The organism is Desulfotomaculum sp., assembly GCA_003513005.1.
Classification (GTDB): domain Bacteria; phylum Bacillota; class Desulfotomaculia; order Desulfotomaculales; family Nap2-2B; genus 46-80.
The window spans coordinates 38,416-52,509 of sequence record DOTD01000062.1 but is presented as its reverse complement, the minus strand read 5'-3'; the positions used below and the strand labels follow the sequence as shown (position 1 = coordinate 52,509).

At 45.4% G+C, this 14,094-nt stretch carries 13 protein-coding genes; 11 read left to right on the top strand and 2 right to left on the bottom strand.

Going from position 1 to position 14,094, the window contains the following annotated elements; genetic code table 11:
* Nucleotides 1-120: 120 nt before the first annotated feature.
* The gene (locus DEH07_07745; GenBank protein HBY04417.1) at nucleotides 121-426 is read right to left on the bottom strand and encodes a hypothetical protein; all 306 of its coding nucleotides are present in this window, start codon (nucleotides 424-426) and stop codon (nucleotides 121-123) included.
* Between DEH07_07745 and DEH07_07740 the strand changes: the two genes are divergently transcribed.
* The 5 genes from DEH07_07740 (at nucleotide 425) to DEH07_07720 (ending at nucleotide 6,403) form a co-directional block, all read left to right on the top strand.
* Entirely contained in the window at nucleotides 425-3,010 is a 2,586-nt protein-coding gene (locus DEH07_07740) for a DNA mismatch repair protein MutS (protein ID HBY04416.1), read from the top strand. The two genes, DEH07_07745 and DEH07_07740, sit on opposite strands and share 2 nt — an antisense overlap.
* A gap of 150 nt (nucleotides 3,011-3,160) precedes the next feature.
* The gene (locus tag DEH07_07735; protein ID HBY04415.1) at nucleotides 3,161-3,298 is read left to right on the top strand and encodes a hypothetical protein; all 138 of its coding nucleotides are present in this window, start codon (nucleotides 3,161-3,163) and stop codon (nucleotides 3,296-3,298) included.
* Between the two features lie 6 nt (nucleotides 3,299-3,304).
* Nucleotides 3,305-5,068, top strand: coding sequence for a DNA mismatch repair endonuclease MutL (gene mutL / locus DEH07_07730; GenBank protein HBY04414.1), 1,764 nt, complete (start codon nucleotides 3,305-3,307; stop codon nucleotides 5,066-5,068).
* Nucleotides 5,069-5,179: 111 nt separating this feature from the next.
* Complete coding sequence (locus DEH07_07725; GenBank protein ID HBY04413.1) at nucleotides 5,180-6,109, top strand: tRNA (adenosine(37)-N6)-dimethylallyltransferase MiaA; 930 nt, start codon at nucleotides 5,180-5,182, stop codon at nucleotides 6,107-6,109.
* A gap of 51 nt (nucleotides 6,110-6,160) precedes the next feature.
* Complete coding sequence (locus tag DEH07_07720) at nucleotides 6,161-6,403, top strand: RNA chaperone Hfq (GenBank protein HBY04412.1); 243 nt, start codon at nucleotides 6,161-6,163, stop codon at nucleotides 6,401-6,403.
* 9 nt (nucleotides 6,404-6,412) lie between these two features.
* On the opposite strand, the gene argH is transcribed toward DEH07_07720, so the two are convergent.
* Nucleotides 6,413-7,747 (bottom strand): argininosuccinate lyase, encoded by a 1,335-nt coding sequence (gene argH, locus DEH07_07715; protein HBY04411.1) that lies wholly within the window; start codon nucleotides 7,745-7,747, stop codon nucleotides 6,413-6,415.
* A gap of 253 nt (nucleotides 7,748-8,000) precedes the next feature.
* Here argH and DEH07_07710 point away from each other — a divergent pair, with 253 nt between their 5' ends.
* The 6 genes from DEH07_07710 to secD all read left to right on the top strand — a co-directional run bounded on the left by DEH07_07710 (nucleotide 8,001) and on the right by secD (nucleotide 14,090).
* Nucleotides 8,001-9,377 (top strand): stage II sporulation protein SpoIID, encoded by a 1,377-nt coding sequence (locus DEH07_07710; protein HBY04410.1) that lies wholly within the window; start codon nucleotides 8,001-8,003, stop codon nucleotides 9,375-9,377.
* Between the two features lie 2 nt (nucleotides 9,378-9,379).
* Entirely contained in the window at nucleotides 9,380-10,405 is a 1,026-nt protein-coding gene (locus DEH07_07705) for a tRNA preQ1(34) S-adenosylmethionine ribosyltransferase-isomerase QueA (GenBank protein HBY04409.1), read from the top strand.
* A gap of 216 nt (nucleotides 10,406-10,621) precedes the next feature.
* The gene (locus tag DEH07_07700; GenBank protein HBY04408.1) at nucleotides 10,622-11,740 is read left to right on the top strand and encodes a tRNA guanosine(34) transglycosylase Tgt; all 1,119 of its coding nucleotides are present in this window, start codon (nucleotides 10,622-10,624) and stop codon (nucleotides 11,738-11,740) included.
* 75 nt (nucleotides 11,741-11,815) lie between these two features.
* Nucleotides 11,816-12,100, top strand: coding sequence for a preprotein translocase subunit YajC (gene yajC, locus DEH07_07695; GenBank protein ID HBY04407.1), 285 nt, complete (start codon nucleotides 11,816-11,818; stop codon nucleotides 12,098-12,100).
* A 29-nt stretch (nucleotides 12,101-12,129) separates the two neighbouring features.
* Nucleotides 12,130-12,789 carry a phosphohydrolase gene (locus DEH07_07690; GenBank protein ID HBY04406.1) on the top strand — a complete coding sequence of 220 codons (660 nt, stop codon included), beginning with the start codon at nucleotides 12,130-12,132 and terminating at the stop codon, nucleotides 12,787-12,789.
* A gap of 47 nt (nucleotides 12,790-12,836) precedes the next feature.
* Nucleotides 12,837-14,090 carry a protein translocase subunit SecD gene (secD, locus tag DEH07_07685; protein HBY04405.1) on the top strand — a complete coding sequence of 418 codons (1,254 nt, stop codon included), beginning with the start codon at nucleotides 12,837-12,839 and terminating at the stop codon, nucleotides 14,088-14,090.
* Nucleotides 14,091-14,094 lie beyond the last annotated feature (4 nt).

The following is a 14,094-nucleotide window of genomic DNA, read 5'->3' as shown; positions in this document are numbered from 1 at the left end:
GTAACATTTATTTCTTGGCGTAAAATTTTAAGCATTACTAAGGCAGGATGAAAAGTCAAATCCCTTCCTGCCCTTTCTCTTAATACATCTAATCCGGCTGCTGCTTCATCAATATGCGGCTTACTTTGAGGCAGGCGTTATTCTTCTGATAATTTCCCCTGTTTCTACTGTAAAATTCCTAATCGGCGTCCCCTTGCTTATTCCTTCGCTAACCTTCCTAATACACGTCACCAATCCGGGATCAGTTGTTACTCTTACAGTGGTAATCCGTTTATCAACCATTCTTACCCTTCTGGCTGCTTCGTTTTTAATTCTGATCGTTCTCGAACCTTCTACACCCGGCTTTATATTAAGACCCAAAATACATGTTCTGCCTGTTATAACTAGCTGCTGTTTATGGTATAATGTGCCACGGGAGGAATAAATGTTGGGTTATACACCAATGATCGAACAATATCTTGAAATAAAACATCAGCACCAGGACGCAATTTTGTTTTTTCGTCTCGGTGATTTTTATGAAATGTTTTTTGATGACGCTCTTCTCGCTTCAAAAGAACTTGGAATTACGCTTACAAGCCGTGAAGGCGGCCAGGATAAGCGTGTTCCCATGTGCGGTATTCCATTTCATGCCTCCCAAAATTACATTGGGCGTCTTATCCAAAAAGGATATAAGGTCGCTATTTGTGAACAGATCGAGGAACCTGGTCCAGCTAAAGGTATTTTCCGCCGGCAGGTTATCAGGGTCATCACTCCGGGTACTTTTATTGAAGGACAGCCGCTGGAAGAAAAGAAAAATAATTTCGTCGCAGCAGTCAGCGGCACGAACGCCGCATATGGACTCGCCATTGCTGATATCGGCACTGGCCTTTTTATGGCTGCTCAGTTTGACGGAGAAAACGCCGAAACTTTATTGCTCGAAGAACTGTCCAGACTCCAACCCCTGGAAGTTATACTTTCCAGCAATATACTGGCGCAAGAGATTAACAGAAAAATAAAAAAAAGAATGCCTTCGGCTGTTTCGACACTGCCGGATGACGCTTTTAACACCGCCGGGATTCAGAAACTTTTATCAAATAAGCCCGGCAGCAGTTTTGATGAACCCTTAAACAAAAAGTACCCCTTGGCCTCCAATGCGGCAGGGGGGGTATTCCATTATTTGAAAGAGACAGCAAAATGTGATCTTCTTCAAATTAATAAAATAGAGTTTTACTCACCGGGTCATTACCTGATTCTTGATGACGTTACCAGGCGTAATCTGGAGTTAAAACTCTCTTTGCGCGACAGAACCAGCAGGCACACACTTGTCTGGGTCCTGGACCATACCCTGACAGCCATGGGAGGACGGCAGTTAAGGTCCTGGATTGACAGGCCCCTTCTTAATCTGGATTCAATCATTAAGCGGCAGGAAGCTGTCGAAGAAACCGCCGGCAGCTTAATATTCAGGTATGAACTTAAACAGATTCTTTCCTCCATCTATGACCTTGAAAGACTTACTGCCCGGGTCGCTTATGGATCTGCAAACGCGCGTGACCTGCTGGCCTTAAAAAAATCAGTTTCTGTGCTTCCGTCGTTGGTACAACTCTTAAGCGGCAGCCATTCGGAACTTTGGCTGGAAATATCAAAAAGGGTTATATTTCCAGAAGAACTGTGGAATCTGCTGGACAAAGCCATAACAGACGATCCTCCCGCATCAGTCAGGGATGGCGGAATAATCAAAGCAGGATATCATCCCGAAGTTGACAGGCTAAGGAATTTAAGCGCCGGCGGTAAAGAATGGCTGGTCAACCTGGAAATACGGGAAAGGGAACGTACAGGCATAAAATCCTTAAAAGTAGGTTTTAATAAGATTTTTGGATATTACTTGGAAGTCACTAGGTCGAATCTGGGCTTGATACCGGATGATTATATCAGGAAGCAGACACTTGCCAATGGAGAACGGTTTATTACACCCGAGCTTAAAGAACTGGAAGAGAAAATTCTCGGCGCCCAGGATCGTTTAGTACAACTCGAATACGAGATCTTTTCCGAAATACGGAGTAAAGTGGGAGAGGCAATCCCGGGTCTGCAAAAAACAGCCCAGGCTGTGGCTGTTGCAGACTGCCTGTATTCCCTGGCTGAAGCGGCCGTCAAAGGAAATTATACACGACCTTCAATGTTCGAGGGCAAACGCTTATACCTGAAAGAAAGCCGGCATCCAGTGCTGGAAAAAATTCTTGGAACCGGCGAATTTATTCCCAATGACCTCTTACTTAATGAAGAAAACCATTTTATAATACTTACCGGCCCTAATATGGCAGGCAAAAGCACATATATGCGGCAGGCAGCCTTGCTCGTCCTGATGGCTCAAATCGGCAGCTTCGTCCCTGCCCGGCAGGCTGAAATAGGGCTCGTTGACCGCATCCTTACCAGGGTAGGGGCGAGCGACGACCTGGCAGCCGGCCAGAGCACTTTCCTGGTAGAAATGAATGAATGCAGGGAAATTGTAAAATCCGCTACTGAGAAGAGTTTTATTATTATGGATGAAATAGGACGGGGCACAAGCACATATGACGGCATAAGCATCGCCTGGGCGCTTGTAGAATTTATTGCGCAAAAGCTAAAAGCTAAAACACTTTTTTCCACCCACTACCAGGAACTTACCGAATTGGAGACACTGACTGGCGTAAATAATTTTACAATGACCGTTCAGGAAAAAGGAGACAATATTATCTTCCTTCGTCAGGTATCGCCAGGAAAGGCTGACCGCAGCTACGGCATACAGGTCGCAAGGCTGGCTGGTTTACCGGACGATATATTAAACCGTGCCCGTGAAATTATGGACATCCTGCTGTGCCGTCAAAATTCCGATATTGAGACTGCTTCTGTCCTTGAAAAAAACGCTACACAGGACGAATTGAGTATTGAGGACGATTTGGCTGCCTTAAACATATGGGAATTAACTCCCCTGGAAGCTTTAAACATACTCGCCCGCTGGCAGATGGAACTCAAAAAGAGTAAACGGCTATACTGAAAGTAAGGAATTAAACCATGAGACTTAAAGACAAGGTAGCTAACTAGCCCTGATGATGTAAAAGGTGTTGTCGAAACCACACTGAACAGATTCGGACGCATTGACATTCAGTTTATACCCAACATATATCCCCGGGAAGAGATAGAAAGAATGCATGCGGAAATACCCTTTCCCAGAAAAGGCACGCCGGAGGATATCGGCAATATGGTCATATTCCTGATCTCAGATGAAGGGGAGTATATTACTGGTCAGACGATCTGTATAACAGGGGGAAGCTGGATGAGGTAAGGGAAGATGGACCCGCCTATGCTTTATTTCTATTCCAAATTGTTTTTCGAGATTTCTTATGAAGAAGGTAATTTTTTGCCCAAAATAGTCGTCTTAGATGAAATAACCGCAAATCAAATTGCAGCCGGTGAAGTGGTGGAAAGGCCTGCCTCCGTCGTCAAGGAACTTGTGGAAAACTCTCTTGACGCTGGTGCAACTGTAATCACAGTCGATGTATTAGAAGGCGGGTTAAAATCAATTTCCGTAGTTGACAACGGATCAGGGATGGATAAGGAAGATGCCCGTTTGGCCATGCTAAGGTATGCAACAAGCAAAATACACGGTTTCGAAGATTTGAGTACAATAACAACGATGGGCTTTAGAGGCGAGGCTTTGCCCAGCATAGCGGCTGTCAGCAAACTTAAATTAAAAACCAGGACCTCCGGCAAAAACACGGGATTTCTCATAGAGAACCATGGCGGGAATATTGTTTCATCCGGAGAGATCGGCGCTCAGCAGGGAACTTCGATCATTGTTGAAGATCTTTTTTATAATACTCCGGCAAGGCGTAAACACCTTAAAAACCGCTCTACGGAAGGCAGCTTGATCGGCGATTACTTAAGCCGCCTGGCCATTTCGCATCCATCAGTAAAAATTACATATAAACAAAACGGCAGGGAAATATTTTCATCTCCCGGCTCCGGAGTGCTTTTTGAAGTGCTTGCGTCGATATATGGCGTCCGCATTATGTGTGAGATGCTGCACGTGGATTCCAAAAATGAACAAATTCAAATCAAGGGTTTAATAGGAAAACCTTCCATAAAAAGAAGTACACGACAGCAAATTACGGTAATCGTTAACAAACGTTATATCAGAAGCAATACGATAACGCAGTCTATTCTCGAAGCATACCGGGGATTGCTGCCTACGGGCCGCTTTCCTCTTGCTGCGTTGCACATCAATGTTGATACAAAACAGATAGACGTAAACATACACCCGGCAAAAATGGAAATCAGGCTTTTAAATGAAAAGGAAATTTGCTCTCATGTAAGACAGAGTTTACGTAAAGCTCTACAGACCAGCCTGATTATACCCAGGGAAGCAGACAGACAAAACCGTTTCGATTTAGTTTTGCCTGAAACGGCAGCAGCGGCATCCGAATACAAACAGGAAGAATTTCTTTTGGAACCATCTGCAGAATACCCGGGCGTTGCCCTTTTCCCGTCACTTCAGGTCATTGGACAACTTCACCCTACTTATATACTTTGTAGAGGAGAGGAAGGCCTTTACCTGATTGACCAGCATGCTGCGCATGAAAAGGTTCTGTATGAAAAATACCTGTCAGGATTTTCAGAAAGTCTTAATTCACAAATGCTGCTGACTCCATGCCCTGTACATCTTGGCCCTGCGGAATCACAAAAGATTATGGGACACACAGATTTTCTATCTGATTCAGGTTTTGAAATTGATTATCTGGGAGGAAACACAATTTTTCTTAGAGGAATCCCGGATAACTTCCCAACTACAGACGCAGAAGCCTATCTGTTCGACATACTTGATTACCTGTCTGGCGCCAACGCAGCAGACAGACGTGATTTACTCCTGCACCTGGCTGCAAGAACAGCCTGCAGATTAGCCATTAAATCAGGAACGAAAATGTCCCTGGATGAAATGCAGGAACTCTTAAAGAAAATATCATCTGCGGAGAACCCCTATACGTGCCCGCATGGCCGGCCGACTCTGGTGCTTTACCCATACAAAGAACTGACCAGAAGGTTTTTAAGGACATGAGCACGTAGGCAGTTGACCTTCCTAATGCAAGATTATTTCAAATTAATTTTTAGGATAGTTGTTTTCAAGATAGTTGAAATGTTTTTTAGAAAAGCGGGTAATTAAACTCAAATGCCACTTCCTCCATTATGTGTAATTGTCGGCCCTACAGCTACCGGCAAGACGGCAACATCAATCAATGTAGCCAAACAGGTTAACGGGGAAATAATCTCCGCTGATTCGATGCAAATATACAGACGAATGGATATAGGCGCCGCTAAGCCTTCTTTAGAGGAACGGCAGGAAATACCCCATTACATGATTGACATTATTGATCCTGATGAACAATACAGTGTTGCCCTATTTCGCAAAGAAGCCGAAAAACAAATCCTGGATATCGTCAGCCGGAGTAAAATTCCTGTTATGGTAGGAGGTACAGGCTTGTATGTGCGTTCAGTAATCGATCAATACAGTTTTACGCAAACAGGAGTTGACACAGAATTACGGACACGTCTGCACAAACTGGCTGAATCTGACGGTGTCCTGGCAGTCCACCGTCTGCTTGAAAAAGTGGATTCCTGTACTGCCGCAAGGCTCCATCCAAACAATATAAAACGTGTTATCCGGGCAATTGAAGTTTACCACAACACAGGAACGCCTATATCAAAGCTTCATGCCAGGGACGGCCAAAAAACTGAAAAATATCGCTTATTCATGTTCGGCTTGATAATGAACAGGGGGGACCTTTATAAAAGAATAGAAAAGCGTGTAGAAAAAATGGTTGCCGATGGTCTTACTAATGAAGTAAGCAAGTTATTGAAAGATGGTTACAGCTCTGAACTTACCTCTATGCAGGGGCTGGGTTATAAGGAAATAATTCCTTATTTAAAGGGGACGACTACGCTGGAGAATGCCATATTAACATTAAAAAGAAACACGCGCAGGTACGCTAAAAGACAGATTACCTGGTTCAGGCATGACCCACGGGTAAATTGGATTGATACCGGGTGTGTTTCCGACCCGGCTGCAGAAATAATCAAGCGTTTAGAAGGAGTATACTAAAGTAGTGTCGAAGTTTTTTAAAGATAAAATTTCCCAGGGGAGGGACCTCTTGTGACAAAGACTCAAATAAATCTTCAGGATGCATTCTTGAACCAGGTCCGTAAAGAAAATATATCCGTGACCATCTTTTTGGTAAATGGATTCCAACTCAAGGGGATGGTCAGAGGTTTTGATAATTTTACGGTGCTTCTGGAAAGCGAAGGCAAACAAATGATGGTTTACAAACATGCCATCTCTACTGTCAGCCCGATTCGGCCGGTCAGCGCGTCTTTAGTCGATCCAAAGGCAACCTAGTTTTAAAGACTAACTGTTCTCCAGGTTAATTTTCGCCTGGGTGATGGCCTGCCGTATAGAATCTGGCGCCGGTCCACCCAGCTTACGACGATTATCCACACAGCGCTCAATTTTAATGAATTGAAAAACATCATCTTCAATTAATTCCGAGAACTTTTTAAGTTGAGCAAGTGTAAGATCTTCTAAAGATTTCTGGTCCTTTATGCAGGAATATACTATCTGTCCGGCCAGGCTGTGAGCTTTTCTAAAGGGAACACCTTTAACCACCAGGTAGTCTGCAAGATCAGTAGCATTGACGTATCCTCCGTTGGCTGCGGAGCGCATTCTATCTGATTTGGTTTTCATCGTCGAGACAAGCGGACAAAAAATCGACAGACAGTTCTTTATCGTATCCACAGAGTCAAAAATGGCTTCTTTGTCTTCTTGCAGATCCTTATTATAAGCCAGAGGAAGCCCTTTTAAAACGGTCAACAACGCAAGCAGGTTCCCGAATACACGGCCTGACTTACCGCGGATTAATTCAGCCACATCGGGGTTTTTCTTTTGGGGCATCATGCTGCTGCCCGTACTGTAAGAATCGTCAAGTTCAATAAAACCGAATTCTGCGCTCGACCATAGGATTAATTCCTCACAAAACCTGCTTAGATTGACCATGATCAGCGCCGCCGCAGCGTTGAATTCAACGGCAAAATCCCTGCTGCCAACAGCGTCAAGGCTGTTGACAGCCACTTTTGAAAAACCCAGCATCCCGGCAACGTAATCCGGTTCAATTGGAAGTGTTGTGCCTGCTAGAGCCCCGGCTCCAAGGGGCAGAATATCCGTGCGTTTATAGCAATCCCTCAGTCTTTCCACATCTCTTTGAAACATCTCTATGTAAGCCAGCACATGGTGGGCTAGTGTTATAGGCTGGGCGCGCTGCAGGTGTGTGTACCCCGGCATTACAGTTTCAACATGCTTTTCGGCAAGCTCCAGAAGGCAACTTTGAAGCTTTTTTATAAGTTGGATGATATTGCCTATTTCATCCTTTAAAAACATGCGTATATCCAGCGCTACCTGATCATTCCGGCTTCTTGCGGTGTGCAGTTTCTGGCCTGTTTCGCCAATTCTTTCAATGAGTATTTGTTCTATGTTCATGTGGATATCTTCGGCCTCCGGCGAAAAGGCAATTTTGCCGGATTCAATATCCTTTAGAATCCCCTCTAATCCCACGACAATCATTTCCGCTTCCTTATCGGTAATAATACCCTGTTTCCCCAACATCGTGGCATGGGCTATGCTCCCTCTTACATCATACCGGCTGAGGCGAAAATCGAAAGAAATTGATGAGTGAAAATCGTCCATCATCGGGTCTGTATCTTTCTGAAAACGACCGCTCCATAGTTTCTTGGCCACTTTTCTCTCCCCCGTAATCAAATGACATTCTTAGCCGGATTATAACATGCTTCAGGCGGGAACAAAAGTTTAAAGCGCTTCGGAAATTATGAAAGTGTTAATTTTGAAGGAAACTTCATCATTGATGTCGAAAAGAAAGAGTAGATATCAATGCTGCTAAAGCGGCGCCTGCAGGGAAAATCAAGCCTGACCCCTTGGAGTGGATATGTTAAAAAAGCTTTTCTTCCTTTCCCTTTGCCTTTTGTTTATCTGCCCGGCGACAAATGCTTCCAATGGTGTTATCGTCGAACCGGAAACGATCAGAATAGGCTTGAGCCAGGGTGTTCAAAAGGTTGAGTTTTCCGTTTCGGGAAGTTGCCAACTCATAGATTCATCTGCTAACCGCGTTCTGGGTAGCGCGCTTAAAAACGATAGGTGGCAGGTTACCAAAGAGGGCAACCAGCTTTTACTCTTTAAAAACGGGAATCTGGTCAACAGCATTTACGGATCTCTTCATCTCCTGGGGAACAAATTAGAAGTCGGTATCGCTTCCGGCAGCGGGTCTGTGACCAACCGGAGCGGCGAGGGAGAAAAGGAAGAACTGGTCATCCTTGGCGCAAACAACAAATCTATTTCTAAACATAATCTAACAGGTTCGGAAGTTTTATCAGCTTCCGGCAGGTCCACCCTCAATAAAACGGAAGACCAAAACTTGATCAGGGTATACAATGGCGAAAGCAGCGCACGATACCGCGGGGACCTGGAAATCCGTCCTGATGATCTGGGCTTGACTGTAATAAACGAGCTGCCGTTCGAAGAATACATTTACAGCGTACTGCCCTCTGAGATGCCTTCGGCATGGCCTGCTGAAGCCCTAAAAGCTCAGGCAGTCGCAGCCAGAAGCTATTCTCTGGCCCAGTTGAGATCTTATAGTAAATACGGATTTGATCTTTTGGCCAGCCAGACCAGCCAGGTATACAAAGGTTTTGACTGGGAAAACCCGGCTACAAACAGCGCCGTGCAGGCCACAAGCGGACAGATTATGACTTACCGCGGCCAGGCTGTTGACGCCGTTTTTCACAGCAGCAGCGGAGGCTATACTGAAAACAGCGAAGATGTTTGGTCAAACACAGTCGATTATCTCCGGGCAAGACCCGACACTGCAGATCAAAACAATAATCATTACAACTGGTCAGTTACCTATACGCAAGAACAACTAACCAATCTTATCAACAAGGCTGGCTACAAGTTCAGCAGAGTAACTGATCTCATAGAAGTTGAGCGGACATCGACAGGCGCGCGTGTAAAAAAAATGTCCTTTGTTGGATTTGATACCGACAGCAATCCCATAACCGAAGACATATACAACTCCAATGCGGTCAGAATGGTACTGGGACTGAAAAGCGCTATGATTACCTTAAACAAAAAATTTGACGACAGCCAAAATCTTTTGGAAGTAACTATTCAGGGCAACGGATGGGGCCATGGCCTTGGTATGTCTCAATACGGCGCCCTTGGGCTTGCCAAACAAGGTTATAACTACCAGAGCATTCTGAAATACTATTACACGGGGGTTGAGATTTCCGGCAGTTATGGAGGATAAGTTTGAAAACAAGCGAATTTGATTACGATTTGCCGGAATCATCTATTGCGCAAGAACCTGCCCAGCGGCGGGACGCTTCGCGTTTAATGGTTATATATAGAAGCAAACCGGATGTCGAGTACAGATTGTTTAAAGATCTGCCTGATTACCTTAACGATAGGGACGTTCTTGTCATCAACGAAACAAAAGTCATCCCCGCCAGACTAACCGGCAAAAAGGTTTCAGGCGACGCAAATATCGAAATACTCCTGCTCAAACCACTAGACGCATATAGATGGGAAGTTCTGGTCCGTCCTGGTAAAAAAGTAAAAATTAATGATCAGCTTGTTTTTGGCGACGAACTGTTCAGCGGAAGAATTATTGATTTTACTGATTCCGGCGGACGGATTATAGAGTTCTCTTTTGAAGGAAATTTCGAGGAACTCATTCAGGATGCCGGTGAAATGCCCCTGCCTCCATACATAAAAAAATACACAGGTGATCCGCAGCGCTATCAGACCATATATGCCCGGCAGGAGGGGTCGGTTGCTGCCCCTACGGCCGGGCTGCATTTTACCGGTGAACTGCTGGAAAAAGTACAAAAAAAAGGTATAGCCATAAAGAAAATTATATTGCATATCGGCCTGGGAACTTTCCGTCCTGTGTCCGCAACAGATATATCTATGCACCGTATGCACTCGGAGTACTTCGAAGTCAGCCAGGATACCGCCGATTCCGTAAATATGGCCAGGGAAAAAGGAGGCCGGGTGGTTGCCGTAGGAACTACGACTGTCCGCTGTTTAGAAAGCGCAGCCCGTGAAAACGGATCTCTGTCGGCAACAAGCGGATGGACTGATTTATTTATCTATCCCGGATATAGTTTTAAGGTAATCGACTCAATGGTTACCAATTTTCACCTGCCCCGTTCGACCCTTTTAATGATGGTCAGCGCTTTTGCAGGCAGCGGTAAAATCCTTTCCGCATACAGGCTGGCGGTAAGGGATAAGTACCGTTTTTTCAGTTTCGGAGATGCCATGCTTATTTTATAGAGCACGCTTGGCAGTTTATCTCCCTAATGCAAGCTAACTCAAGTAGATTTTGAGAGTAGCTAGCTAGCAAGCAAGAACCGTCCCTACTTGCTAATTGAGAGTAGCAAGCAAGCAAGCAAGCAAGCAAGAACCGTCCCTACTTGCTAATTGAGAGTAGCAAGCAAGCAAGAACCGTCCCTACTTGCTACTACTTGCTAATTGAGAGGCGAGCATGAAATGTCAGTGAACTTTAAGGTAATCGGACAGGATTCAAAAAGCAGGGCTAGGCTCGGAATTCTTGAAACGGCTCACGGCCTTCTGGAAACTCCGGCTTTTATGCCCGTCGGTACCCAGGCTACGGTAAAAACCCTGGCGCCTGATGAGATTATAGCGGCAGGGGGCAAACTGGTTTTATGTAATACCTACCATCTATACCTCAGGCCCGGTCAGGAGATCATTAAAAAAGCCGGCGGCCTACACCGCTTTATGAACTGGGATGGCCCCATTCTTACCGACAGCGGCGGTTTTCAAGTATTCAGTCTGGCTGCCCTTTGCCGCGTTGGGGATGAGGGAGTTTCTTTCCGGTCTCACATTGACGGTTCGGAACACTTCTTCAGCCCGGAAACTGCCATGAATGTACAACAGGCTCTAGGCTCTGACATTGCCATGGCTTTCGATGAATGCGTCGCTTATCCCTGTTCTTTTGAACAGGCTAAAGCCGCGACGGAACGCACCAGCAAGTGGGCCAAACGCTGTCTGGAAAGCCACCGCAAAGAAGATCAGGCTGTTTTCTGCATTGTCCAGGGAAGCATTTATCCGGAACTGAGGGAAAGAAGCGCAGAGGAACTTGTCCGGATTGGATTTCCCGGTTACGGCATTGGCGGCTTAAGCGTAGGCGAACCTAAAGAGATCATGTATGACATTCTTGATCAATGCGTCCCTTTGATACCCTGGGACAAACCTCACTATCTTATGGGGGTGGGATCTCCGGACTGCCTTCTGGAGGGAGTAGAAAGAGGGATCGATATGTTCGATTGTGTGCTGCCAACCCGGATGGCGCGCAACGGCACTGTTTTTACGTCAAAAGGCAAATTGGTTGTCCGCAATGCTGATTGCGCTGACGATCACAACCCGCTCGAGCCCGGCTGCCGGTGTTACACCTGCCAAAGGTTCAGCAGGGCATATATACGCCATTTGATCAAAGCGGGGGAAGTTCTGGGAATCAGGTTGACAACCATTCATAATCTCCATTTCATACTGAATTTGATGTCTGAAATCCGCGCTTCAATAACCAACGGCTGCTTTAAAGAATATAAAATAAATTTTTTACACCAATATTATTCATCATTAAATTAAATTTTCACATTCTGGAAAAGGGTTTTATCTTCATCGAAACGAATAGATTAACCATTTGGAAAGGAGGAGATACTTATGGACCGGCAGATGGTAACGGTTTTGTACATGATTGTTCTTTTTGCTGCTCTGTACTTTTTGATGATCAGACCACAGCAGCAGCGCCAAAAAAAACTTCAGCAGTTAATCGCTGATTTAAAGGTCAACGATCTCATTACCACAGCGGGCGGTATTTATGGTACCATTGTAAAAGTAAAAGAAGACACATTCATTATCCGGGTAGCAGACAATGTCCGCTTCGAGATTCTCAAATCCTCTGTGATGCAAAAGAGAACACAGGGGGAGGAGGAAGAAGTGGAGTAAACCGCTCTCAACCATGGGAGGCGTAATCTTTGATCAGACTCGACGACATTAAAAACAATCCCATAGTTGACAGTTTTGTCAGAAAGGGAAACGAGTACCTCGGCATACTTGGTTATACGGAACACAGTTACAGGCACATCAACCTCGTCAGCACCATCGCTTATAACATACTAAAAGAGTTGGATTACCCTGAAAGAACTGCCGAACTGGCTTCTATAGCCGGTTACATGCATGATATCGGAAATGTCATGAACCGCAACGAACATGGTATTTCAGGGGCTGCCCTGTGTTTTAATATATTAATAAATATGGGAATGCGCCCGGATGAAGTCGCCTCAGTTATTTCCGCTGTAGCCAACCATGAGGAAGAGTACGGCCAGCCGATAAACGATGTGGCCGCCGCCCTGATTATGGCGGACAAGTCCGATGTACACCGTTCCCGTGTAAGGAACCCTGACTTTGCAACTTTTGACATACATGACAGGGTTAATTACGCGGTTGAATACGCCTTCCTCAGGATAAACAAAAAAGACCGTATTATTACCATGGACCTTACCATCGATAACAGCATCTGTTCCATAATGGAGTACTTCGAAATCTTTTTAAGCCGGATGATGCTGTGCAGAAGGGCGGCAACCTTTTTAAAATGCAACTTTGAACTGATCACAAACGGTTCCAAGTTACTTTAAATAAATGTTTATTTGAAACACTGAAGAAGAAAGGAGCACGTGGCGCAATGAAACTCAAGACAAACAGAATCATCCAGATTGTCTGCATCTTAGCGGCGGTAATTATTGTTACTGTAGCCGCCTTTGTACCCGCTTTTAAGCATAATGAACTATTAAATAAGTTCTTTCCGTTAGTTAATAAAGTTAACCTTGGGCTGGACCTGCGCGGCGGAGTCCATGTCGTTCTGGAAGCCCAGGATACAGCCGAAGCAAAAGTAACTCCGGAGAAAATGAAACAACTGATTGCCGTAATCGAACGCAGGGTAAACCAGTTTGGTGTATCCGAACCGGTTATTCAGCAGCAGGGAACAAAGCGTCTGATAGTTGAACTGGCGGGAATCCAAAACGCCAGGGAAGCTGTACGCACCATTGTAAAAGTAGCCCACCTGGAGTTTAAGACTGAGGACGGAAAAACCGTTCTGACCGGAGCCGACCTCAAAGACGCACTGGAAGCACAGGGACAGGACTCCCAAAACATAGTTGTGGATCTCACCTTCACGCCGGTAGGAGCGCGCAAATTTGCCGAAGTAACCGCGGCTAACGTCGGCAAAAAAATAGGTATTTACCTCGACGGCGAACTTCTGCAAAACCCCGTGGTAAAGGAAGCCATCCCTTCAGGCAAGGCGCAGATAGAAGGATATGAGTCACTTGAACAAGCCCATAACATAGCCATACTTCTTCGTTCCGGCGCACTTCCTGTAAAAGTTTCCGTTGAAGAGGAACGTTCAGTCGGACCATCCCTGGGAGCTGATTCCCTCAATAAGTCCATGCATGCCGGAATAGTCGGTATTGTTGCCATACTTATTTTTATGCTTATGTATTACAGAGTTCCGGGCTTGATTGCAAACTTTGCGCTTCTAATTTACACGTTGATTGTTTTAATCATCTTTGTATCAATGAACGTAACCATGACCCTTCCCGGAATTGCAGCCTTTCTCCTGTCGCTCGGTATAGCCGTAGACGCCAATGTGATTATCTTTGAAAGAATGAAAGAGGAACTCCGGACAGGCAAAAGCCTGCGTTCAGCAATTGACACAGGATTTAAAAGAGGATTCACCGCGGTATTCGACGCCAACACAACCACGATTGTGGCCGCCATAGTGCTTTATTTCTTCGGCACGGGCCCCATACGCGGATTTGCGGTAACTCTTGCCATAGGTATAATTGCCAGTATGTTCACGGCAATCACCATGACCAGGTGGTTCCTGCACGTTGTCGCCGACAGCGGTATAGTGAAGAACACAAAACTTTACGGAGCATAGGAGG